Source organism: Tsukamurella soli (assembly GCF_039541155.1).
In the GTDB taxonomy this organism is placed as follows: Bacteria; Actinomycetota; Actinomycetes; order Mycobacteriales; family Mycobacteriaceae; genus Tsukamurella; species Tsukamurella soli.
The window spans coordinates 22,305-45,606 of record NZ_BAABFR010000016.1; the positions used below are offsets into that span (position 1 = coordinate 22,305).

Here is a 23,302-nt window from a genome sequence, read left to right on the forward strand (position 1 = left end):
CGTCACCCGCCGCTCAGCGCGATGGTGTCGCGCGCGATCGCGAGCTCCTCATTGGTCGGCACGGCCAGCACGGCCACCTCCGCCCCGTCGGGCGATATCCGGGTCGGCACGGCGGCGCGCCCTGCGTTCCGCTCGGGGTCGACGGCGATCCCGAACCGCTCGAGCCCCGCCAGGGCGTCTGCGCGGATCCCGGGGTCGTTCTCCCCGACCCCGGCGGTGAAGGTGATGGCGTCGACACGGCCGAGTTCCACGAGATACGCGCCGATGTATCTGCGCAGCCGGTGCACGTACACGTCGTAGGCGAGCCGTGCTGCCGCGTCCCCGGCGTCGATCAGGCCTCGCACGGACCGGAAATCGTTCTCGCCGCACAGCCCCCGTAGGCCGGACCGGCGGTTGAGCAGGTCGTCGATCTCGTCGACCCCCATCCCCAAGGCGCGGTTGAGGTGAAGCACCAGTCCGGGGTCGATGTCACCGGATCGGGTGCCCATGACGAGACCCTCCAGCGGGGTCAGGCCCATCGAGGTGTCGATCGCGCGGCCGCCGCGGATCGCGGACGCGGACGCACCGTTGCCGAGGTGCAGGACGATCTGGTTCACCTCCGAGTACGGCCGCCCCAGAAACTCCGCGACGCGCTCCGAGACGTATCGATGGGAGGTTCCGTGGAACCCGTAGCGACGCAGGGCGTGTTGCTCGGCGACGGCGGAGTCGATCGCGTACGTCGCCGCGGCGTCGGGTAGGTGGAAGAAGAACGCCGTGTCGAACACGGCCACCTGATCGACCCCGGGCAGTAGCTCGCGCGCCACCTCGATCCCCGCCACGTTGGCCGGGTTGTGCAGGGGCGCAAGGCTGGACAACCGGCGGATCTCGGCCAGCACGTCGTCGTCGATCAGCGTGGGCTCGTGGAACGTCCGGCCGCCGTGCACCACACGGTGCCCCACCGCCGCGATCGAACTCAGGTCGATCCCGGCGGACGCGAACTCATCGAATACCCGGCGCAGCGCCGTACCGTGGTCGGGTACGTCCGTCTCACCGATCCGCTCGATGATGCCGGACACCACCACCTCGCCCGTATCCGGGTACAGCAGTTGGTATTTCAGCGACGACGAGCCGGAGTTGAGGACGAGTACAGCGCCGCCTCGCGATCCGGCGGTGGTGTCGGTCGTGCCGGTCATCACGCTCCCATCGCCTGCGCCTGGATGGCGGTGATCGCCACGGTGTTCACGATGTCTTCTACCAGAGCACCGCGCGAGAGATCGTTGATCGGGGCGTTCAGACCCTGCAGCACCGGGCCGATCGCGACCGCCCCGGCCGACCGCTGCACCGCCTTGTAGGTGTTGTTACCGGTGTTGAGATCCGGGAAGACGAGCACCGTCGCCTGCCCCGCCACGGGCGAGTCGGGCATCTTGGCCGCCGCCACGGCCGGGTCCACCGCCGCGTCGTACTGGATCGGCCCCTCCGCCAGCAGTTCCGGCGCTCGCTGGTGCACCAGCCGCGTCGCCTCACGCACCTTGTCCACGTCGACGCCCGTGCCGGACTCCCCGGTCGAGTACGACAGCAGCGCGACGCGCGGGTCGATGCCGAACTGGGCCGCGGTCTCGGCCGAGCTGATGGCGATGTCCGCGAGCTGCGTCGCCGTCGGGTCGGGGACCACGGCGCAGTCGCCGTACGCGAGTACCTTGTCCGACAGGCACATCAGGAAGATCGACGACACCGTCGACACCCCGGGCTTGGTCTTGATGATCTCGAACGACGGCCGGATCGTGTGTGCGGTGGTGTGCGCGGCACCGGACACCATGCCGTCGGCCAGACCGAGGTGCACCATCATCGTCCCGAAGTACGAGACGTCCTGCACGGTCTCGTGTGCCCGCTCGAGCGTCATGCCCTTGTGCTTGCGCAGCTCGTAGTAGGCCTGCGCGAACCGCTCGATCAGGTCGGCCGCGCGGCGTGGGTCGACGACGGTGGCCGCCTCCAGCTCCACGCCGAGCTCGGCGGCGCGGGCGCGCACGCGTGACTCCTGGCCCAGGATCGTCAGGTCGGCGACGTCGCGGCGCAGCAGCCGGCCGGCCGCCCGCAGGATGCGGTCGTCGTCGCCCTCCGGCAACACGATGTGCTTGCGTTGCGAGCGCGCACGCGCGATCAGCTGGTACTCGAACATCTGGGGCGTCACCACATCCGGGTTCGACACCTGCAGCGTCTCGAGCAACTCGTCCGGGTCGATGTACTTCTCCACCAGGGCCAGGGCGACGTCGATCTTGCGGACGGACGCGGGTCCGACCCGGCCGCGGGTCTCCGCCGCGATCCGGGCCGCGTCGTACGTGCCCTGTGGGACGGTGACGATGGGCACCGTCGGCTCCAGGCCGTCGACCAGCGCGCCGATCATGGGGTGCGGCGTGTAGCCGCCGTTGAGCAGGATGCCGGCCAACGACGGGAAGTTCGTGGCGCGATGCGAATTGACCAGGGCCAGAAGCACGTCCGACCGATCGCCGGGCGCCACCACCGCCACGCCCTCGGTCAGCCTCTCCAGGATGTGCTCGGCGGTCATGCCGCCGACCAGCACCGACATCGCCTCCCGTGACAGCAGCTCCTCGTCACCCCACAGCAACCGGCCGCCGAGCGCATCCATCAGCTCGCTCATCATGGGCGCCACCAGGATCGGCTCCTCGGGCAGCGCCCAGGCCGGGCGTCCCTCGGCGCGCAACGCGGCCACCACAGCGGGGATCTGCTCGGGGTCACAGCGATTGGCCACGATGGCGGCCGTGTGTGCGTGGTTGTGACGGATCTCCGTCATCGCGGTCTCGGCGACGGCGCGGACCTGCTCGGGGGTACGCCCGAGGGCCTTGACCGCCAACAGGATCGACGACCCGAGGTTGACGGCGATCCGCGCGTTGAAGGCGAACTCGGTGGGCGTCGTCACATCGGTGTAGTCGGAGCCGAGGACCAGCACGAAGTCGCACTCGTCCTCCACCGCGTGGAAGCGGGTGACGATGTCGGCGAGCGCCGCCTCGGGGTCGGCGTGCACCTGTTCGTACGTGACGCCCACGCACTCGTCGTACTCGAGCTCGGCGGTCGCCTGCTCGAGGAGCAGCTCGAGGATGTAGTCCCGCTGTCCCGGTTGCGTGACCCGCGGGATGGGTCGGAACACGCCGATGTTCCATCCGGTGGACGTCAGGAGGTTCATCGCACCCAGTGCGATCGTGGACTTGCCGGTGTCCCCCTCGGAGGATGCGATGTAGATGCTGCTCGTCTTCGGGCGCGCGACCATGGCGTTCACTATTCCAGCCCCGTATACACCCGGACCACACCGCGCCCCGAGCGTTTCGTTCAAGACGGGCGCACCGCCGGCCGCGAGACTGCGGACATGACCGATGCGAACCCGACCAGGGGCCTGCCGTCCCGCTCCCCCACGTCCGACCTCCCCCAGGCCGACGCGGCGTTCACCCCCGCCCTCGGGCGCCTCGTGCCCGCCCGATACCTCGACCTCGCGGTCGCCATGACCCGCGAGCGACTCTGGCGCGCCCTGACCGTCGCCTACGTCGCACCACGGCCGGACGAGGTGATCGTCGACGTGGGCTGCGGGACCGGGTCGCTGGCCGCGCTGCTACGAAGCATCGAGCCCGGCGCGCACGTGGTCGGCGTGGACCCCGACCCGGACGTGCTCACGGTGGCGCGGCGCAAGGCCGACGGTGTCGTGTGGCACGTCGGGCGCGGCGACGCCCTGGTCGAGCGGCTGGGGGCGGAGTCCGCGGACACGGTGGTGTCGACGCTCGTGCTGCACCAGTGTCCCCTTGCGGTGAAGCGCGCCATGCTCGCGGCGGCGCACGCGGTGCTGCGGCCGGGTGGCCGGCTCGTCATCGCCGATTACGGGCGGCAGCGCACGACGCTGATGCGGGCCGCGTTCCGGTTGGTGCAGTGCATCGACGGGCACGCCGACACCCAGCCCAACGCAGACGGCGTCCTGCCGACCCTGATCGCGGAGGCGGGTTTCGGTGACGTCCGCGAGGTGGAGGTCGTGACGACGGTGACCGGGTCGATCTCCGTGTACGTGGCGCTGAAGGAGTGACCGTGCGGTGATCACCCGCGTGGCTCGGGCGACCGCAGCGCAGGCAGCACGACCGCCGGAGTGAGCCCCATCATCTCCCGCATCTGCCGCGTCAGGGCGCGCAGCCGCTGCGGCGAGAGGCCGACGAACGCAGCGAGATCCGGCATCGCCGTGTCGCCCCCACGGAGCACGTCGAGGGCCGCCGCCACGCGGGCGTCGACGGTGCGCGACGGCCCGCCACCCGTCGGCGCGACGTCGTCCTCACGGAGGTTCCGCAGCTCTGGCGCGGCGGCGATGCCGACGGGGTACCGCGAACGCAGCCCGTCCGCGAACACGCAGTGCGGTTCCACGTAGAACGTGAGCAGGTCGGCCGCGCCGAGAAGCCGATGCGGCGTCATGGGCGCGACCACCAGCGCCGCCGACGAGTGTCGCGCGCCGCCGGCGTCGACCATCGTGACCTCGCCCCGAGGCGCGACGGCGATCTGGAACGCCGCGTGGCGGTGGATCACCCCGTCGGCGACCGGTCCGCGGTACACCGCGTACCCCGTGCGGATCGCGAGGAACGGCGTAGGGTCCGACAACGAGGCGGGCGGGGCATCCACGCCCCAACGATGCCAGGAAGACGCCGACGGAGGTTCGTCATGACCGAGCGGGCCGACGAGAACCCTTACGACGGCGACACGCCCGCTCCGACGCATCCGAGCGTCCCACCGGCGCGCGGCGTCTCGGTCACCATCGCCGACGCCACGGAGCGGCTCGCCGCGTTCGAGCGCGTCACCGCCGACGGACCAGAGGCGCAGGGACTGCGCCGGGCCGCGGTGTGCGTGGCGATCACCGGTGACTCCACGATCGGCATCGGCATCCTGCTCACGTTCCGCAGCCCGCGGCTGCGCGGCAACCCGGCGCAGTACGCGCTGCCCGGCGGCAGGCTCGACCCCGGCGAGACGCCCGAGCAGGCCGCGCTGCGGGAGCTGCACGAGGAGCTCGGGCTGCTGTTGCCACCGTCGGCGGTACTCGGTGTGCTCGACGACTTCGTGGCCCGCTCAGGGCACATCATCACGCCGGTCGTCGCGTGGGCGGGTGCCGCCGGGCCGGTGCGCCCGAACCCGGACGAGGTCGCCCTCGTGTACGACGTGGGTCTCGCCGAGGTGGATGTCGAGTGCCAGACCGTGCCCAGCGAGGTCGGGCCGATCTTCCAGTGGCCGTTCCGCGGCACCGTCGTGCACGCACCGACCGCCGCGATGGTGCACCAGTTCCGCGAGGTGGTCCTGCACGGCCGTACCACCCGTGTCGGCCACCTCGGCCAGCCGCGCTTCACCTGGACCTGACCGTCTGACAGACCTGTCACACGCTTACCGAGAGTGCCGAGCCGCACGGCTCGCCCCATTCGACAGGTCCGAACTACCGAGTGTCAGCCCAGCTTGCGCAGACGCGGCTCGAGGTCGGAGGCGAACAGGTCGAGGAACCGACGCTGGTCGTGCCCGGGTGCGTGGAACACCAGGTGGTTGAGCCCGGCGTCCGTGTACTGCTGCACGGCGGCGACGGCCTCATCGGGGTCGGACGCGACGATCCACCGCTTGGCGACCTGCTCGATCGGCAGCTCGTCGGCGAGCCGCTCCATCTCCGCGGAGCTGTTGACGCTGTGCTTCTGCTCCGCGGTCAGCGACAGCGGCGCCCAGAAACGTGTGTTCTCCAGCGCCAGTTCGGGATCCGGGTCGTAGCTGATCTTGATCTCGATCATCTTGTCGATAGTCGCGAGGTCGCGGCCGGCTTTCTCCGCTCCCTCCGCGACGGCCGGCATGAGCTTCTCCGTGTACAGGTCCATACCCTTGCCGGACGTGCAGATCACCCCGTCGCCGGCCCGTCCGCCGTACCGTGCCACCACCGGGCCGCCCGCCGCGATGTACACCGGCACCGGCTTCTCCGGGATGTCGAACAGGTAGGCGTTCTGGGTGTGGTAGTACTCGCCGTCGAAGTTCACCACGTCACCGCTCCACAACTCGCGCATGAGGCGCACCGCCTCGCGCAGCCGGGCGAACCGCTCCTTGAACTCCGGCCATTCGCCCTGGAATCCGGTGGCGAACTCGTTGAGCGCCTCGCCGGTCCCGGCGCCGAGGAAGATGCGATCGGGGTACAGGCAGGCCATCGTGGCGAAGGCCTGCGCGATGACGGCGGGGTTGTATCGGAACGTCGGCGTCATCACCGACGTGCCGATCTGCACGCGCTTCGTCCGCTCGCCCACCGCGGCCATCCAGGCCAACGAGAACGGGGCGTGGCCACCGTGGACCCGCCAGGGTTGGAAGTGGTCGCTCACCGCCACCGAATCCATGCCGGCGGCCTCGGCCGCGACCGCGATCTCTACCAGCTCACGCGGGGCGAACTGTTCGGCGGATGCTTTGTAACCCAACTTCAGATCGGCCATGCGATCCACCCTAGTTCAGGCCGCCCCGTCCGGTCCGGGCCGCGACGGTGATCGCGCACGCGACCCGAACCATCGGCAGGCATCGGCACCTCCGGTAACCCCCGGCCCGCGGTGGCCGCTACGCCGAGCTGTATCGCACCCGGTGCGCCGACCAGGCGGCCCGATCCGTCACGCCGCGCCGCTGTCGGCCCGCTGCTCTTCCGGCTCCGCCGCGCGGGCCGATGCGGCCTCATCGAGATGCCTCCCGACGAACCCGACGACGGTGCGGTACGCGTCCAGCGATTCCGGCGTCGATCCGATCGCGACGGGGAAGGCGTGCACCTGCCCGTCGTAGATGTGCAGCTCGTTGGGCACCCCGGCGCGGTCGAGCGAGGCCACCAGGTTGCGGGAGTCCAGCTCGAGCGCCTCGCGGTGCGCGCAGGTGATGACCGTGGGCGGGAAGTCGGGCGCGACGTCGTCGCCGGTCATGTCCTCGGGGCCGTACAGCTCCTCCGGCCCGCGCTCGAAGATGTCGCGCAGCTTCGCGATCTTGCGGATCGGCAACATCGCATCGTGCCGACTGCTGCGGCGCGGATCGACCGCTATGTTGAGGAACGGCGAGAAGCCGATGAACGCGGCGGGCCGGACGACGCCGTCGCGCGCGGCGTATTCGATCACCTTCGCGCTCACGAACCCGCCCGCCGAGTCCCCCGCGACCACGAGGCGGTCGTACTCACCGGCGTCCAGCAGCTCGCGGTAGGCGAGGTAACCGTCGTGCACGGACGTGCCGACGCCACCGTCGGGGAACTGCCGGTACTCCACGTTGTAGACCGGGACCCGCAGCCCGCGCGCGAGCATCGCGGCGATCCTCCGGTGGGTGTCCAGGTTGCAGCCGATGAACGCGCCGCCGTGGTAGTAGGCGAGCGCGGTCCGCGGCCGGAGGTCGACGCCGATCGGGACGATCCGCTCGCCCCGGACGCCTGCGATCGTGATCTGCTCGATCTCGACGCCGCGCACCGATTGCGGGACCCTCGCCATCCACGGCTCCAGCGCGCGCAGCAGGGCGAGGGTGCGGTCACGGACCGGGAACACGCTCATGAACCCCTTCATCACGATCCGCGTGATCCAGAACACGATGAGCGCGCGGACGCTTCGCCCGCGGTGCGCGATGATCGGCATGACGGTGTCTCCTCTCCCGCGCGGCATCGATGCCCCACGGCTTCACTCTGTAGCGGACAACGTCCCCACTCTGCCAATCATTACCGAGATCGAAGCGAAGTTGACGATCGTCACGTGCCGACAGCGACGCCGGTCACATCGCCGGGGCACGGACCGACCGACCGACACCGCACCCGCCACGCGGCGAGCTGACCTGACACAATCGACCCGGCAGCACCGAACATCCCCAGCTCGTTCGTTCACACACCGGAGGAACCGCCCCAGTGGGACGACACCCCATCCCCGAGCAGTACCTACTATCCGGGCTGGCACCGGAACCACGCACCCTGATCGACATCCTTCGCGCCACCGTCGACGCGCACCCCGAAGAACCCGCCATCGACGACGGCGATCTGATACTCACCTACTCCGAGCTGTGGGAGGAGGTGATCGACGGCGCCGCGTGGCTCGGTGACAACGGGGTCGTCGCGGGCGATCGGGTGGGCGTGCGGATGCCGTCCGGTCACCGCTCCCTGTATGTCGCGATCCTGTCCACCCTCGCCGCGGGAGCCGCCTACGTACCGGTCGACGCCGACGACCCGCAGGAGCGCGCCGACCTGGTGTTCGGCGAGGCCGACGTGGCCGCGGTGTTCACCGGGACCGGCCTGTGGCGCTCCGAGCGGGCGAAGGCGCGCGACACCGGGCGGCCCGGCAACCGACCGCCCACGCCGGCAGACGACTCCTGGATCATCTTCACATCGGGCTCCACCGGCACGCCGAAGGGCGTCGCCGTCACGCACCGCAACTCGGCGGCCTTCGTCGACGCCGAGGCTCGGATCTTCCTGCAGGGCAGGCCGCTGCGGCCCGGGGACCGGGTGCTGGCCGGGCTGTCCGTCGCCTTCGACGCGTCGTGCGAGGAGATGTGGCTCGCCTGGCGGCACGGCGCGTGTCTTGTTCCGGCGCCCCGATCGTTGGTCCGGTCCGGCATGGACCTGGGCCCGTGGCTGGTGGCGCGGGACATCTCGGTGGTGTCGACGGTGCCGACCCTCGCGGCGATGTGGCCCGCCGAGGCCCTCGAGGCGGTGCGGCTGCTGATCTTCGGCGGCGAGGCCTGCCCACCCGAGCTGGCGGCGCGGCTCGCCGTCGACGACCGCGAGGTGTGGAACACCTACGGGCCGACGGAGGCCACCGTCGTCGCCTGTGCCGCCATGCTCGACGGGCACGGCCCCGTGCGCATCGGCCTCCCACTCCAGGGCTGGGATCTGGCCGTCGTCGACGGCGCCGGCGACCCCGTCGCCGAGGGCGAGTCCGGCGAGCTGGTGATCGGCGGTGTCGGGCTGGCCCGCTACCTCGACCCCGTCAAGGACGCGGAGAAGTACGCGCCGATGCCGACGCTGGGGTGGGCGCGGGCCTACCGATCGGGTGACCTGGTCCGGCTCGAGCCCGCGGGCCTGCTGTTCGAGGGGCGCGCTGACGATCAGGTGAAGGTGGGCGGGCGCCGCATCGAGCTCGGCGAGGTGGACAACGCGCTGCAGGCCCTGTCCGGCGTCTCGGGTGCGGCCGCTGCCGTGCGCAAGAACGCGGCCGGGACATCGATGCTGGTCGGCTACATCGCGTCCACCGATCCCGACTTCGACATCCGGGCCGCGCGCGCCCAGCTCGCCGAACAGCTCCCCGCGGCGCTCGTGCCGCGCCTGGCGCTGGTCGACGAGCTGCCCACCCGCACGTCGGGCAAGGTCGACCGGAACGCGCTGCCCTGGCCGCTACCCTCGGGAAACGGACCCGGCACCGATTCGGCGGACTCCGGCGGCCTCGAGGGCACGGCCGCGTGGGTCGCCGAGAAGTGGGCCGGGATCCTCGGTGCGGCGATCAGCAGCGAGGACGCCGACTTCTTCGCGGAGGGCGGGGGGTCGCTGAGCGCGGCCCAGCTGGTGACTGCGCTGCGCGAGCGGTACCCGGAGGTCACCGTCGCCGACCTCTACGACCACCCGCGGCTGGGTTCGCTGGTCGCTCGACTGGACTCGCTGCGTCCCGCTGCGGTGGCGGTGCCACGCGTGGTGCGGCCCACCCCGCGCCGAACCGGCGTCGCGCAGATGCTGCTGTCGGTCCCCCTCACCACGCTCACCGGCCTGCAATGGTTGACGTGGCTGGCGATCGCGAACGACGTCTTCGCGGCCGTCGCGCATCCGGCGTGGGTGCCCACCCTGAATTGGTGGGTGGTGCTGGCCATGTTCGTCGTGTTCATCACCCCGATCGGGCGGATGACGATGTCGGTGATCGCCTGCCGGCTGCTGCTGTCCGGGCTCGAGCCCGGCGTCTACCGCCGTGGTGGCCCCGAGCACCTGCGGCTGTGGATCGCCGAGCGGTTCACCGAGGCGTCCGGCGCCGCGTCGCTGTCCGGCGCGCCGTGGATGATCTACTACGCCCGTGCGCTCGGTGCGTCCGTCGGCCGCGGCGTGGACCTACACACGCTGCCCCCGGTCACCGGCATGCTCGAACTCGGCGACGGCTGCTCCGTCGAGCCCGAGGTGGACCTCGCGGGCCACTACCTGGACGGCGACGAGCTGCACATCGGCGAGATCCGGATCGGCGACGGTGCGTCGATCGGCGCCCGATCGACCCTGCTGCCCGGCGCCAAGATCGGCCGGCTCGCCGAGATCGGCCCGGGATCCGCGGTCTTCGGCAAGGTCAAGGCCAAGCAGCACTGGGCCGGTTCCCCCGCCGAGAAGATCGGCAAGGCAGAGCACCCCTGGCCCGAGCACCGTCCACCCCGTCGCTCGCTGTGGGTACCGGTGTACGGCGTGACCTCGATCCTGCTCGCCGCACTGCCGATGGTGTCGATCGCCGCCGGGCTGGCGCTGATCGGTTGGGCGGTCCACCATGCCGACAGCCTGAAACAGGCAGCGCAGCAGGCCGTTCCCGCCCTGCCCGTCGCCGCAATCGCGGCACTGGTCGGGTACGCCGGGCTCACGTTGGTCGCCGTCCGGCTGCTGTCGCTGGGGCTGAAGCCCGGCTATCACGCCGTGCGCAGTCGCATCGGCTGGCAGGTCTGGGCCACGGAGCGGCTGATGGACGCCGCGCGCACGTTCCTGTTCCCCCTGTACGCGTCGCTGCTCACGCCGGTGTGGTTCCGCCTGCTCGGTGCGGCGGTGGGCAAGGACGCCGAGATCTCGACGGCGATGGTGATCCCGAAGTTCACCTCGATCGGCGAGGGCTCGTTCCTGGCCGACGACACGATGGTGGCCAGCTACGAGCTGGGCGGCGGCTGGATGCGGATCGACGAGGCGAAGATCGGCAAGCGTGCGTTCCTGGGCAACTCGGGGATGACGGGGCCGGGCCGCCGCGTGCCCAAGGACAGCCTGGTCGCGGTGCTGTCCGCGACGCCGTCGAAGGCCAAGAGCGGCACCAGCTGGCTGGGCAGCCCGCCGGTCCGGCTGCGCCGCACCGCCGGTAGCACCGACTCGACCCTGACGTATCACCCGTCCACCGGGCTGCGGATCGCCCGCTCGGTGGTCGAGACGGCCCGGCTGCTGGCGGTGTTCGTGAGCTTCGGGCTGGGCCTGGCCGTGCTGGTGGCGCTGGAGTACTTCACGATCGACGTCGCGTGGTGGGCGGCCGCGCTGCTGTCCGGCGTGACGCTGCTGGTGGCGGGCGCCTGCGCGTGCTGCATCGCGGCAGCGGCGAAGTGGCTGATGGTGGGCCGGATCGGCCGCGAGGAACACCCGCTGTGGTCGAGCTTCGTGTGGCGCAACGAGCTGTCGGACGCGTTCGTCGAGTGTGTCGCGGCGCCGTGGTTCGCGCACGCCGCGACCGGCACCCCGATACTCAATCTCTGGCTGCGGATGCTGGGCGCGAAGATCGGGCGCGGCGTGTGGTGCGAGACCTACTGGCTCCCGGAGGCCGACCTGGTGACGCTCGGCGACGCGGCGACGGTCTCCCGCGGCTGCGTCGTGCAGACCCACCTGTTCCACGACCGGATCATGGCGATGGACACCGTGGTCCTCGGCACGGGTGCCACGCTGGGGCCGCACTGCGTGGCGCTGCCGGCCTCGTCCGTCGGCGACGGTGCCACCGTCGGGCCCGCGTCGCTGGTGATGCGCGGCGACAACGTGCCGGCCAACACCCGGTGGCAGGGAAACCCGATCTCGCCGTGGACCGAGTCGGACAAGAAGCGCAGCAGGGACTGAACGACGGCGACGGACGGCCCGCCGGGCACGCCAGTAGAGTTGCGGAGCCGAGGACGCAGAGCAAACCGGATCGACGAGAGGACAGGTGCCTTCGTGGGGCGCAAACCGGCCAAGACCCCCCGGGCGGGCCGACCGGTCACCGCTACTCAGGGCGCCCAAGGCGTCGTCCGGGGCATCGACTCCTACCTGCCGCGCAACGGCAACCTGGGCTACCGCGTCTCCCGCTATGAGCTCGAGGTCGACTACAAGGTGGCCAGCAACCGGCTCTCCGGCCGGGCCGACATCATCGCCGCCACGCTCGAGCCGCTCAAGCGTTTCAGTCTCGACCTCGCCGACACGCTCGACGCCACGAAGGTATCGGTCAACGGCACGCGGGCGGCGCGGTTCACCCAGCGCTCGGGCAAACTCGAGATCACACTCGGCTCCGAGCTGCCCGCGGGCGCCGCGATGACGGTCACGGTGCGCTACTCCGGCACACCCAAGCCGATCCGCGGGCCGTGGGGCGAGGTCGGCTGGGAGGAGCTGGACGACGGCGTCCTGGTCGCCTCACAGCCCAACGGCGCGGCGAGCTGGTTCCCGTGCGACGACCACCCCGCCTCGAAGGCGTCGTACCGGATCGCGGTCACCACGGACTCCCCCTACCGGGTGGTGTCGAACGGCGTACTGGTCGGCCGCCGGGCGTCGGCCGGCAACACCACCTGGGTGTACGAGCAGGCTGCGCCCATGGCGACGTATCTCGCGACGCTGCAGATCGGCCAGTACGAGTATCTGAAGGTGTCCGAGAAGCCGGTACCCATCCGCGCCGCCCTGCCTGCGCGGCTGTTCGGCGACTTCGAGCGCAGCTTCGGGCGGCAGGAGCGGATCATGCGGGCGTTCATCCGCTGGTTCGGCCCGTATCCCTTCCCCGAGTACACGGTGGTGATCACCGACGACACGCTGGAGATCCCGATCGAGGCGCAGGGGGTCTCGATCTTCGGTGCGAATCACTGTGACGGGACGCGCGACTCGGAGCGGCTGGTGGCGCATGAGCTGGCCCATCAGTGGTTCGGTAACTCGCTGACGCTGACACGCTGGAAGGACATCTGGTTGCACGAGGGCTTCGCCTGCTACAGCGAGTGGCTGTGGGCGCAGGAGTGCGGCACCGCCACGACGCAGCAGATGGCCGCTCGGTACTACCGCAAGCTCGCGGCGTCACCGCAGAACATCGTGCTCGGCGACCCGGGAGCGGCGACGATGTTCGACGACCGGGTGTACAAGCGGGGCGCGCTCACCCTGCACGCGCTGCGCGCCGAGATCGGCGACGAGAACTTCTTCGCGCTGCTGCACGACTGGACCGGGCAGTACTGGCACGCGTCGGTGAGCACCGACAACCTCATCAGCCTCGCCGCGAAGTACAGCCCTCGGCCGCTGCGTGATCTGTGGCAGTCCTGGCTGTACGAGAGGGCGCTTCCACCACTGCCCGTGCTGCCCAAGTCCTGACGGCTTGCCGCCTAAATATTTGTACGCTTACAATCGTTGTGTGCATACAACCATCGACCGACTCAGCGCGCGCCAGAAGCGTCTCATCCTCGTGACGTGCAGCCTCAGCCTGCTGATCTCGTCGATGGACACCACGATCGTCAACGTGGCCCTGCCCGCGATCCACACCCAGCTGCATGCACCCGTGTCCCATCTGCAGTGGGTCGTGGACATCTACACCCTGACCCTGGCCAGCCTCCTCGTCCTCGCGGGCGCCAGCGCCGACCGATTCGGCCGGCGCCGCGTCTTCCGCATCGGCCTCGTGACGTTCGCCGTCGGCTCACTGCTGTGTAGCCTGGCGCCGTCGGTCGGCGTCCTGATCGCAGCGCGTGCGCTGCAGGCGGTGGGCGGCTCGATGCTCAACCCGGTGGCCATGTCGATCATCACGGCGGTCTTCACCGACCGCTCCGAACGTGCCCGCGCGATCGGGGTGTGGGGCGCAGTGGTGGGCATCTCGACGGCGCTGGGCCCGCTGGTGGGCGGCATCCTGATCGACGCGCTGGGCTGGCAGTCCGTGTTCTGGATCAACCTCCCGATCTGCGCCGTCGCACTGACCCTCACGTTCATCGTGGTGCCCGAGTCGAAGGCGTCGCGCGCCCGCGGCATAGACCCCATCGGGCAGCTGCTGGCGATGGCCATCATGTTCACGGCGGTGTTCGGGCTGATCGAACGCCAGCCGCTGATGTTCGCGCTCACCGCGATCACCCTGGCGGCCTTCGTGTTCCACGAGAGCCGGCACGCGTCGCCGTTCATCGACCTGCGTTTCTTCCGCAGCGTCCCGTTCTCGGCGGCCACGCTGTCGGCGGTGTGCGCGTTCGCGGGATTCGGTGCGTTCCTGTTCACCATGTCGATCTACCTACAGAACACGCGCCGCTTCTCCGCCGTCGAGACGGGCCTGATGTTCCTCCCGATGGCCCTGTGCGTCCTGGTCACGTCCCCTGTATCGGGCCGGCTGGTGGCCCGATACGGCACCCGGCCGTCACTACTCGGCGCAGGCGTGTTGATGACGGTGGCCGCTGCGATATTCAGCACCGTGCGCGCCGACACGTCACTCGTCGAGTTGGGAATCGCATTCGCCGCCTTCGGCATCGGCTTCGGCCTCGTGAACGCGCCGATCACCAACTCCGCGGTGAGCGGCATGCCGCTCGACCGTGCGGGCGCGGCCGCCGCGATGGCCACCACGAGCCGGCAGATCGGCATCAGCCTGGGCGTCGCCCTCTGTGGCCGACTCGCAGGTGCCGGCCTATGGTGGACGGTGGCCGGCTTCGCGGTGGTCGTCGCCGTGCTCGCGGTGTTGTCCAATACCGCTGCGGCCGAGCGGTCGCGCCAGCGGATCGCTCCGCTGCTCGAGCAGAAGGTATCCTCCGGTGTACGCTGACAGCCCCGACCCCGACGAAGTATGGAACCTGTTGGTGCAGGCCGTGATCGACAGCCGCACCGACTGGCGACGCGCGGTCTCGGAACGAACGGGCCTGCCGTTCAGCCGGATCCGGGTACTCAAACGCCTGAACCGCCTCGGGCCGATGAGCCTCAAGGACCTCGCCGCCGTCGCGGACATGGACGCCCCGGCCACGACGGTGGCCGTCAACGAACTCGAGGACCGCGGCTGCGTCAGCCGCTCGGTGGCCGCGCACGATCGGCGATGCAAGGTCGTCACCATCACCGACGCCGGCCGGGCGATCCTCGGCGACGCGAACGCGATCGACGATCCCGCGCCGGATGCACTACGGGCCCTGCCGGCCGCGCAGCTGCAGTCCCTGGCGGAGCTGGCGCGCGCCCTGGCCCGCTGACCGCTGGATCAGCCCACGACCGCGGTCGACTGCGCGGCGGCGATCCGCCAGGCACCGTCGTCCTTGGCCAGGACGTACAGCGGCGCGGTGTCCGGTACGTGCGAGATGCGTGTGCCCTCGAGCGTGTGCGGGCGCACCCGCACCGCCACCAGCGCGACATCGGGCCGCACGAACACGATCCGCTCGATCGCGTAGTGCCCGGTGGTCTCCGCCATCGAGCGGCGCAGCACGGCGGACGCGAACACGTCGATCGCCGCGCGACCGATCAGTCGCCGCCCGTGTGCCGTGGTCCACACCGCGTCGTCGCGGAACAGCGCACGGAACGACGGCCCGTGCGCCGCCCGCTGCACCTGCGGCAACCGGGCCACGAAGTCGCTGATCGCTGCCACCTCTGCGGCGTCCCCGTCGCCGCTCACCGCGACGCGCGCGGCCTCCTCCACCCATGCGTCAGCGATGCCGGTTCCCATGGGCTCCATGGTGGCTCATCGACAAGTCCGGGGTGGGAGTTCGACGCAGGGTGATTCGAGACCGGCCGCAGCGGCGGCCTGCTCAGCTCCCGGTGAACGCGGCGGGGCGGCGCTCCACGAACGACCGCATCCCCTCGGCACCGTCGGCCGTGCCGAACAGGCGCGCAACCTCGGGAGCGAGGCGTTCCGCCGCTGCCTCGTCGCCGTCGACCCGGGCGCGGTGCGCACTCTCGAGCACGGCCCGCACCCCGAGGGGAGCGGCGAGATCCGCTATGGTGTGGGCGATCTCGCGCGCGCGGAGTACCGGGCTCGCGTCCGTGACCTCTTGGATCAGTCCGATCCGGTGCGCCTCGGCGGCGTCGAACTCGTCGCCGGTGAGCATCCACCGCATGGCGTTGCCCCACCCGGTCTCGCGCGGGAACCTGAGCGTCGCCCCGCCGAACGGGTAGATCCCGCGTCGCACCTCGAGCTGGCTGAATCGGGTGCCCACCGCCGCGACTCGCACGTCGGCCGCCAGCAGCAGCTCGATCCCGAGCGTCATGACCCAGCCCTGCACCGCCGCGACGACGGGCGTCGTCCACCTGCCGTCCAGCCGCCACGGGTCGCGACCGTCCGCGGGGAACGGCGATGCTCCCGAGGCGATGGCCGGGCCGACGTCCACCAGGTCCAGACCGCCCGTGAAATGGTCGCCGTGCCCGAACAACACTCCGCACCAGAGGTTCTCGTCGTCCTCGAGCAGCGCGTAGGCCCGGGACAGGTCCGCGAGCATCTGCCGATCGAAAGCGTTCCGCTTCGCTGGTCGGTCGAGGCCGATCAGCAGGACGTGGCCGTCACGCTCGAGGGTGACGGTGTCGAGGGCCGGCAGCCCGGCGCCGGTCACCGTCCCGGCGTCCGGAGCCGGCTCGTCGCTCGGTCGTGTCGTATCGCCCATCTGTACTCTCCTCGCGAATCGACATAGACCGATCGGTCTATGTGTACCCGGAGCGTACCCGGCATAGACTGCTCGGTCTAGAGAGATCGAGGAGGAACCGCGCGTGCCGGACGGACCCCGCCAGCGGCTGTTGACGGCTGCGATGGAGCTGATGTGCGAGCGCGGCGTGCACGGCACGGCTCTCACCGATCTGCTCGACCTCAGCGGCACCGCCCGGGGCTCGGTGTACCAACACTTCCCCGACGGAAAGTCCCAGCTGATGACCGAGGCGACGCGGGTCGCGGGCCGCTGGCTGGGAGCGATGCTCGACGATCTCCTCGCGACGCGCGCACCCGCCGACGCGTTGACGGGGATGGTGGACTACTGGCGGGAGACGCTGGTGGGCAGCGACTTCCAGCGAGGATGCCCGGTGCTCGCCGCGGCCCAGGCAGGTCCGGGGGAGCCCGAGATCCTGGCTGCGGCAGCCGACGCGTTCGCGGGCTGGACCGCATCGATCGCCGCAGCCCTCGGCTCCAAGCCACCGGGCCCGCCCGCCGCGGACGCTGCTGCGCTCGCGGGCGTCGCCGTGAGCACACTCGAAGGGGCGATCGCGATCAGCCGCGCGACCCGGTCGACCCGTCCGCTCGACGATGCCGGCGCGATCCTCGTCCGACTCCTCGGGGCGGACGCGCCGGCTCGGTGACGACGCAGCCGGCGCTCAGACGGAGACGGCCTGCTCTACCTGCTCGCGGTGGACCGGCTGTGCGGCGGACCGCTCGGGCACCGTGATGTGGAAGTGCGGACGACTGCTGCCGACGAACGAACCCAGCCAGGAGAGCACGGCGACATACCTGTTCCGGAAGCCGACCAGGTACATCAGGTGCACGGCCAGCCACATGACCCAGGCGACGAAGCCCGTCAGCCGCACCGGACCGACCGCGACGACGGCGTGGAAGCGGTCGATCGTAGCCATGGATCCCTTGTCCCGGTAGCGGAACGGCGTCCCGGACGGCGTCTTCCCGGCGATCATCTTCGCGACGTGGCGCCCCTGCTGCATCGCGACCGGGGACTGTCCGGGCAGCTTGTGCAGGCTGGTCATGTCGCCGATCGCGAACACGTCGGCGTGCCCGCCCACCGTGAGGTCGTCGTTCACCGACAGGCGACCGGCGCGGTCCTGCTCGCAGCCCGTCGCGAGCGCGAGCGTGGTCGCGAACGGCGACGCCTCCACGCCCGCCGACCACACCACCGTGCGGGCGGGGATGCGAGCCACCGCATCGCCCTCCGTCAGCGTGACGCCACGATCGTCCACCGCCGTCACCACCGCACCGGTGCGGACATCGACTCCGGCGTCCACCAACGTCTTCCGTGTGTAGGCCGACAGCTTGCCGCCGTACACGGGTAACACGTCCGGGGCGCCGTCGACGAGGACGACCCGGACCGAGTGCGCCGCGACGTGGCTCGACCCCCGCCCGAAGTAGCGGCTCGCGAGTTCGCGGATCTGACCCGCCAACTCCACTCCGGTGGCTCCCGCGCCCACCACCACGAAGGTGAGGAGCTCGGAGAGTCCCGCTGGGTCGGTCACGGTATGGGCGAGTTCGAACGAGGGCAGGATGTGATCGCGCAGCGCCAGAGCATCGTCGACCGTCTTGAGCGCGAACGACGACTCGGCGAACTCGTCGTGCCCGCGCCGCGAGTTCCCGGACACCGAAGTCGATTTCCGGAACTCGCGGACTACCCGCTGTTGCTTCCGTCGCGGGGCGAGCAGGTCTTGATCCACAAGGTGGTCGGCGACGCCTTCGCGGCGGTGGGACTCGCGGCGCGGCTGGGCCCGCCTGTGCCGCCGGAGAAGTCGTCACTGCTCGAGATCGTCGCCGATCCCACCGCGTGGACGATGCTGTACGCGAGCACGGCGCCGCCCTCGCCGGAGATCCTCCTGCTGCACGAGGCCCGGTCACGGCTCACCGTGACCGCCTCTGCGGTACTCCCCGCCGAGCGGGCCGCCCCCGATCCGCTGCGCGCCCTACTGGGTGCGCTGCGTGAGGTCGGCCCGCGCGGCGAGTACGCCTGATCAGATCGGCAGGAGGATGTTCTTCACCTGCGGGTCGGTGCGCAGATACTGCTGTACCGCAGGATCTTTGAACGTCGCGACCAATCGTCGGATGTTGTCGGTGTCCTTCCACTTCGTGCCGATGGTGAGCTGACCGGCGAACTCGTCGGGCGCCGGCGGCGCGAAGATCTGTTGCTTGATGTCGGTACCGGCAGCGAGGTAGTACTCGGTGTAGCCGACCGCGGCGGCGAGATCGGGCAGGGCGCGGGTCTGCGCGGCGAAGTCGAGCAGCGGGAACTGCAGGTGCTTCGGGTTACTCGCGATGTCTCCGAGGGTCGCCTGCCACTTGTTCACGCCCGGCTTGAGCGTGATCAGTCCGGCACGCTCGAGGATCCACAGGCCCTGCGCCTCGTTGGCGGGGTCGCTGTACAGCGAGACCTTCGCGCCGTCCGGAAGTTGGCGGGGGTCGGTGTACTTCGCCGACCACAGCCCGAATCCCCACCGGAACACCGGCGTCGCGGCCTCCTCGTGGAAGTCCGGGTTGGCCTGCAGCACCTGCGACAACCACAGCTTGTGCTGATAGATCGTGGCGGCCACCTCGCCGTCGCTCACCGCGCGGTTGATGGTGGTGGAGTCGGCGAGACCCTTGAACGCCACCTTGATCCCGTGCTTGGGCGCGACGTTCTTCGCGACGAAGTCGATCAGTGCCTGCTCGGCGGCGTTGCCCTCGGTATCCGCGACCAGCAGCGTGGCACCGGCGGTCTCGTTGGCGGTCTTGGCATCCGAGCCGCCCCATACCCGCCAGCCGACGAAGGCGGCGACGATGACCACCACCAGCGCGACGATCGCGGCGATGAGAGGACCGCGGCGACGGCGATGGGTGGTGAAACCGTGATCGTCGGCGGCGGGCGGCGACGAGTCGGTACCGCCGGCCGGGGCCGAGGGGGAGGTGGAGTCGGTGTCGGTCATGCGAATTCCTTTCGGAGAACGGTCTGTCCGGGTGTGAGATGACGCACGAGCGCATCCCCGGCCAGTTGGATCGCGGTCACGGTGACCACGAGGGTGATGATCGTGCCGATCATGACGCCGTGATCGAATCGCTCGTAGCCGTATGTGACGGCCACGTACCCGAGCCCACCGGCGCCGATCGTGCCGGCGATGGTGGAGTACTCGATCATCGCGATGGTGTTGATGGTGAGTCCACCGACGATGTTCGGCAGCGCCTCGGGTATCTGTGCACCCCAGATGATCTGGGTCGTCGACCCGCCCGACGCCCGTGCGACGGTGTCCACCTCGGCGGGCAGCGCGCGCAGCGAGTTCTCGACGATGCGGGCGAAGAACGCGATCCCCGCGATCGACATCGGCACCACGGCCGCCGGGATGCCGATGTTCGTACCGGTGAGCAGCCGGGTGAACGGGATGATCGACGTCATCAACACCAGGAACGGCAGGGAACGCCCGATGCTGATCACCCACGAGAGGGGCTGATGCACCACACTGTTCTCGATCAGCCCACCCGGTGCGACGTTGTGCACCAGTGCGCCCAGCGGCACCCCGATCACGAGCACGATCGCCATGACCACGCCGACCATGATCACGGTGTCCCGGAACGCCGGGATCAACAGCCCCGGGATCTGGTCGACGGGGACGGTATACGACATCGGCAGCGGACCTACCGCCGCCGGGTACGGGAACATCACGCGGGCACCGCCTCTCGGGTTCCGGCATCGTCGGGCTGTAGGCCGAGGCGGCGCGCGGCGGCCGTGACACGCGCGGCGTCACCGTCACTCACCCCGACGGTGACCGTGCCCACCGACACCCCGGCCACGGCCTGCACCGACGCCGACAGCAGCGAGACGGGTACGCCCGTCTCGAGGACGACGCGACCGAGCCAGTCGGCCGGCACCGTCGTGCCCCGGTACGTCAGCCGTACCGCCACCGATCCCGGGCTCGGCACTGCGGCCGGCCCCGAGGCCCGCAGCGCCCCACCGAGTTCCGAGTCGGGATCGGCGAGCAGGTCGACCAGCCGGCCCTGCTCTGCGAATACGCCGTGGTCGAGTCGGGCGGCGCTGTCGGCGACCCGGACGATGGTGTCCATCTCATGGGTGATGAGGACGACGGCGAGCCCCAACTCGTCCCGCACGTTCCGCAGCAGGTCGAGGTACTGCGCGGTGGAGTCGGGGTCGAGGCCGGACGTGGCCTCGTCGGACAGCAGTACCTTGGGCCGCAACGCAAGCGCACGAGCGATGCCCACGCGCTGCCGCTGCCCACCGGACAGCTGGTATGGGTAGTGATCGGCCTTGTCCGCCAAGCCCACTCGATCGAGCAGCTCGGCGACACGCGCGCGCGACTCGGTCCGCGTGACGCCCAGGTACTTCAGCGGCAACGCGACGTTCTGGGCCGCCGTGCGCCGCAACAGCAGCGACGACGACTGGAACACCGTGCCGATCCGCCGCCGGGCCGCCCGTAGCTCGCCCGCTCGCAGCCCCGCCAACTCCTGTCCGCCGATCGCGACCCGCCCACTGGTGGGCCGTTCCAACAGGTTGAGACAGTGTGCGAGAGTCGACTTGCCTGCACCGCTGGGGCCTACCACGGCGAAGATCTCGCCGGGGGCCACGCGGAAGGTGACGTCGCGCAACACCGTCGTGGCAGCCGGCCCGGTACCGAACACCTTGGTCAGGCGCTCGACCTCGATCACGTCCGTACCCATGTCATCGTCGTCCCTCTGGTCATAGTTCTTCCTCCGGCCGGGCTGTTCCTACGGCCCACGCAGCGCGTCCCGGCCGCTCCAGGGGCCGGTCCGCAGTTCGGCGTAACTGTCGCGGTTCCCGCCCCCGCGCGGAACTATTGCGGCCACGCTGATTCGCTTCGCCTACCTCCGCGTCCGCCGCACGCCGCGCGGCACGGGGTAGGTGTGGCGGTATCACGAGACCGTTCCGCTTCGCAGTCACCGCCGTCCCCACGCCGGATCTGGGCGACTGGGCCGCCTACGCCCGCTGGCCGTCGGCGCCACCACCACGCTCGAGGTCGCCAACTACGTAGTCGCCTCGCCGCTATACTCCCCGAAGCACGCAGCGTGGCAGGCACATTCGCTGGCGACCATGAGCGGCGGCCGTTCCGCTTCGGCATCGGTACGGGCCAGCCCGACGTCGTCGCGGACGCCGAGGCGCTCGGCGTCCCCTACGGCACCGGGGCGCAGCGTCTCGCGCGACTCGTCGAGACCCTGGACGCGCTCGCCGACGAGGACGGGGACGGGCCGCACACACCGACACTCGTCGCGGCCGGCGGGCCCGAGGCGCTGGCCGTGGCCGGCGCGCGAGCCGACACCATCGCCGTGGCCGTGCCGCCGACGGCGACCCCCGACCGACTCGCCGCCCTGACGGCACCGCTAGCGACCGCGCCGAGCTGGCCACCTCGGTCTTCGTCGTCAACGGCGTGGCCCCCGCCTGCGTGCGGCGATTCATCGGCGCCGACCTCGATGCGCTCGCAGCCAACGACTCCCCCGCACTGGTGAACAGGTCCGTCGACCAGATCTGCTCGACCCTCATCCGGCGTCGTGCGCAGTACGGCTTCTCGCTGATCGTGCTCGGTGGGCACAGCGTCGACGCGCTGCGCCCGGTGGTCGCGCGCCTCGCCGGCGCCTGACCCCGGTCGGCCGATCGCGAGGCATGTCGGCGGGCGGGCCCCGCGGATCCGGCCGAGCGCGCATGATGGGGACATGCGACCACTCGATCTCGCACTGTCCGCACCGTGGCACTCGACGGTCACCTTCGGCGAGCCGCATGTCACGCCCGACGGCACGACCGTGATCACCGTGTCGCGCGCTCGCGCCGACAGTGGCCACGGCGAGGACACCACGTCGGCACTCGGGCTGTACACGATCCACGACGGTGCCGTGACCTGGACGCCGGCGATGGACGTCGAGCGGATCGCATTGATCGGCGCCGCAACGGGATTCGTGGCCGCCTTGCTCGGTACGCTCGCGGTCGTCCGGCGCCCGCCCTGGCCGGCGCTGACCGGAACGATCACGGTCGTCCGTGGCCGCTAGCCGCTGCCGCGAAGTGGTCATATCCAATCGCTAAGCTATGCCGATGACACCCGCGCGACGCCCGAATCGCGGTCCCCGAGCCGCCGCCGAGAACCGCGCCGCGCTGATCGCCGCAGCCCGGATCGCGTTCTCCACCGAGGGCTACGGGGCGCCCCTCAACGGGATCGCACGAGCCGCCGGCGTCGGCCAGGGCAGCCTCTACCGGCACTTTCCGGACCGCGAGTCGCTCGCGCTGGCCGTGTTCGAGGAGAACGTGAGCGGCCTGGAGGTGCTGGCGGCCCGCCCGGAAGTGACCCTCGACGAACTGCTGACCGTGATGTCCGAACAACTCGCCGCCCTGATCCCGACCCTGATGGTGCCGAGCCCGCCGGACCCGCGGGTCGAGGCGATGACGGCGCGGGTCGCGGGGTTGCTGGCCCCGAAGGTGCGGGCCGCGGCCGACGCCGGTCTGATCCGTCCGGACGTCACCATCACGGAGATGATTCTGGCGCTCGGGATGGTCGCCTCAGTCCTGCCCACCGCCCCGCGGCAGGACCGCCCAGCCCTCGCCGAGCAGGCATGGGCCCTGCTGCGCCGGGGCTTGCGGGCCTGAGCCGCCACCGCGTCCCGGGGGACGCGCCGACCGGAGGCGATCGCCTATCCGCCCCGAGCGAGCTTTCACATATCCCCAGGCCAGGCGACATCGAGACCCGATACCAACACGCGGATGCGACAGAGTTGCGAAGTTCGTTCCGACC

General features: G+C 70.6%; 23 protein-coding genes. 11 read left to right on the forward strand and 12 right to left on the reverse strand.

Going from position 1 to position 23,302, the window contains the following annotated elements:
- Positions 1-2: 2 nt before the first annotated feature.
- Positions 3-1,172 carry an acetate kinase gene (locus tag ABD908_RS07195; RefSeq protein WP_344993000.1) on the reverse strand — a complete coding sequence of 390 codons (1,170 nt, stop codon included), beginning with the start codon at positions 1,170-1,172 and terminating at the stop codon, positions 3-5.
- Positions 1,172-3,262: a phosphate acetyltransferase gene (gene pta / locus ABD908_RS07200; protein WP_344993003.1), complete on the reverse strand. Its 2,091-nt coding sequence runs from the start codon at positions 3,260-3,262 to the stop codon at positions 1,172-1,174. Before pta ends, ABD908_RS07195 begins: the two co-directional genes overlap by 1 nt.
- A 96-nt stretch (positions 3,263-3,358) precedes the next feature.
- Here pta and ABD908_RS07205 point away from each other — a divergent pair, with 96 nt between their 5' ends.
- The gene (locus ABD908_RS07205; protein ID WP_344993006.1) at positions 3,359-4,060 is read left to right on the forward strand and encodes a class I SAM-dependent methyltransferase; all 702 of its coding nucleotides are present in this window, start codon (positions 3,359-3,361) and stop codon (positions 4,058-4,060) included.
- Between the two features lie 11 nt (positions 4,061-4,071).
- On the opposite strand, the gene ABD908_RS07210 is transcribed toward ABD908_RS07205, so the two are convergent.
- Positions 4,072-4,641: an AraC family transcriptional regulator gene (locus ABD908_RS07210; RefSeq protein ID WP_344993009.1), complete on the reverse strand. Its 570-nt coding sequence runs from the start codon at positions 4,639-4,641 to the stop codon at positions 4,072-4,074.
- A gap of 39 nt (positions 4,642-4,680) precedes the next feature.
- On the opposite strand from ABD908_RS07210, the gene ABD908_RS07215 reads away from it, so the two are divergent.
- On the forward strand, positions 4,681-5,367 hold the full coding sequence (locus ABD908_RS07215) for an NUDIX hydrolase (protein ID WP_344993012.1): 687 nt from the start codon (positions 4,681-4,683) through the stop codon (positions 5,365-5,367).
- Positions 5,368-5,450: 83 nt separating this feature from the next.
- On the opposite strand, the gene fgd is transcribed toward ABD908_RS07215, so the two are convergent.
- Complete coding sequence (fgd, locus tag ABD908_RS07220; protein WP_344993014.1) at positions 5,451-6,461, reverse strand: glucose-6-phosphate dehydrogenase (coenzyme-F420); 1,011 nt, start codon at positions 6,459-6,461, stop codon at positions 5,451-5,453.
- A 168-nt stretch (positions 6,462-6,629) separates the two neighbouring features.
- Positions 6,630-7,619 (reverse strand): alpha/beta hydrolase, encoded by a 990-nt coding sequence (locus tag ABD908_RS07225; RefSeq protein ID WP_344993016.1) that lies wholly within the window; start codon positions 7,617-7,619, stop codon positions 6,630-6,632.
- A gap of 263 nt (positions 7,620-7,882) precedes the next feature.
- Between ABD908_RS07225 and ABD908_RS07230 the strand changes: the two genes are divergently transcribed.
- The 4 genes from ABD908_RS07230 (at position 7,883) to ABD908_RS07245 (ending at position 15,093) form a co-directional block, all read left to right on the forward strand.
- Positions 7,883-11,785, forward strand: a complete 3,903-nt coding sequence (locus tag ABD908_RS07230) for a Pls/PosA family non-ribosomal peptide synthetase (RefSeq protein WP_344993019.1) — start codon at positions 7,883-7,885, stop codon at positions 11,783-11,785.
- A gap of 174 nt (positions 11,786-11,959) precedes the next feature.
- A complete protein-coding gene (locus ABD908_RS07235; protein ID WP_344993102.1) occupies positions 11,960-13,264 on the forward strand; it encodes a M1 family metallopeptidase in 1,305 nt (434 codons plus the stop codon).
- Between the two features lie 40 nt (positions 13,265-13,304).
- Complete coding sequence (locus tag ABD908_RS07240) at positions 13,305-14,681, forward strand: MFS transporter (protein WP_344993022.1); 1,377 nt, start codon at positions 13,305-13,307, stop codon at positions 14,679-14,681.
- Positions 14,671-15,093: a MarR family winged helix-turn-helix transcriptional regulator gene (locus tag ABD908_RS07245; protein ID WP_344993025.1), complete on the forward strand. Its 423-nt coding sequence runs from the start codon at positions 14,671-14,673 to the stop codon at positions 15,091-15,093. Before ABD908_RS07240 ends, ABD908_RS07245 begins: the two co-directional genes overlap by 11 nt.
- 8 nt (positions 15,094-15,101) lie before the next feature.
- On the opposite strand, the gene ABD908_RS07250 is transcribed toward ABD908_RS07245, so the two are convergent.
- Together ABD908_RS07250 and ABD908_RS07255 are read right to left on the reverse strand one after the other, a co-directional pair.
- Complete coding sequence (locus tag ABD908_RS07250; protein ID WP_344993028.1) at positions 15,102-15,560, reverse strand: SgcJ/EcaC family oxidoreductase; 459 nt, start codon at positions 15,558-15,560, stop codon at positions 15,102-15,104.
- 82 nt (positions 15,561-15,642) lie between these two features.
- Positions 15,643-16,491: a crotonase/enoyl-CoA hydratase family protein gene (locus ABD908_RS07255; RefSeq protein WP_344993031.1), complete on the reverse strand. Its 849-nt coding sequence runs from the start codon at positions 16,489-16,491 to the stop codon at positions 15,643-15,645.
- Positions 16,492-16,594: 103 nt separating this feature from the next.
- Here ABD908_RS07255 and ABD908_RS07260 point away from each other — a divergent pair, with 103 nt between their 5' ends.
- Entirely contained in the window at positions 16,595-17,173 is a 579-nt protein-coding gene (locus ABD908_RS07260; RefSeq protein ID WP_344993034.1) for a TetR/AcrR family transcriptional regulator, read from the forward strand.
- 15 nt (positions 17,174-17,188) lie between these two features.
- Here ABD908_RS07260 and ABD908_RS07265 read toward each other — a convergent pair whose 3' ends face one another.
- Entirely contained in the window at positions 17,189-18,175 is a 987-nt protein-coding gene (locus tag ABD908_RS07265; RefSeq protein WP_344993037.1) for an NAD(P)/FAD-dependent oxidoreductase, read from the reverse strand.
- Positions 18,176-18,238: 63 nt separating this feature from the next.
- Between ABD908_RS07265 and ABD908_RS07270 the strand changes: the two genes are divergently transcribed.
- Positions 18,239-18,538: a hypothetical protein gene (locus ABD908_RS07270; protein ID WP_344993040.1), complete on the forward strand. Its 300-nt coding sequence runs from the start codon at positions 18,239-18,241 to the stop codon at positions 18,536-18,538.
- Here ABD908_RS07270 and ABD908_RS07275 read toward each other — a convergent pair whose 3' ends face one another.
- From ABD908_RS07275 to ABD908_RS07290, 4 genes are all read right to left on the reverse strand, one after another.
- Positions 18,539-19,486, reverse strand: coding sequence for a MetQ/NlpA family ABC transporter substrate-binding protein (locus ABD908_RS07275; protein WP_344993043.1), 948 nt, complete (start codon positions 19,484-19,486; stop codon positions 18,539-18,541).
- Positions 19,483-20,178, reverse strand: coding sequence for a methionine ABC transporter permease (locus ABD908_RS07280; protein ID WP_344993048.1), 696 nt, complete (start codon positions 20,176-20,178; stop codon positions 19,483-19,485). Before ABD908_RS07280 ends, ABD908_RS07275 begins: the two co-directional genes overlap by 4 nt.
- A 35-nt stretch (positions 20,179-20,213) precedes the next feature.
- On the reverse strand, positions 20,214-21,215 hold the full coding sequence (locus ABD908_RS07285; RefSeq protein WP_344993105.1) for a methionine ABC transporter ATP-binding protein: 1,002 nt from the start codon (positions 21,213-21,215) through the stop codon (positions 20,214-20,216).
- Between the two features lie 336 nt (positions 21,216-21,551).
- On the reverse strand, positions 21,552-21,779 hold the full coding sequence (locus tag ABD908_RS07290; protein ID WP_344993051.1) for a hypothetical protein: 228 nt from the start codon (positions 21,777-21,779) through the stop codon (positions 21,552-21,554).
- A 173-nt stretch (positions 21,780-21,952) separates the two neighbouring features.
- On the opposite strand from ABD908_RS07290, the gene ABD908_RS07295 reads away from it, so the two are divergent.
- The 3 genes from ABD908_RS07295 to ABD908_RS07305 all read left to right on the forward strand — a co-directional run bounded on the left by ABD908_RS07295 (position 21,953) and on the right by ABD908_RS07305 (position 23,157).
- Entirely contained in the window at positions 21,953-22,162 is a 210-nt protein-coding gene (locus ABD908_RS07295; RefSeq protein ID WP_344993054.1) for a hypothetical protein, read from the forward strand.
- Positions 22,163-22,235: 73 nt separating this feature from the next.
- A complete protein-coding gene (locus tag ABD908_RS07300) occupies positions 22,236-22,565 on the forward strand; it encodes a hypothetical protein (protein WP_344993057.1) in 330 nt (109 codons plus the stop codon).
- A gap of 43 nt (positions 22,566-22,608) precedes the next feature.
- A complete protein-coding gene (locus ABD908_RS07305) occupies positions 22,609-23,157 on the forward strand; it encodes a TetR family transcriptional regulator (RefSeq protein ID WP_344993060.1) in 549 nt (182 codons plus the stop codon).
- Positions 23,158-23,302 lie beyond the last annotated feature (145 nt).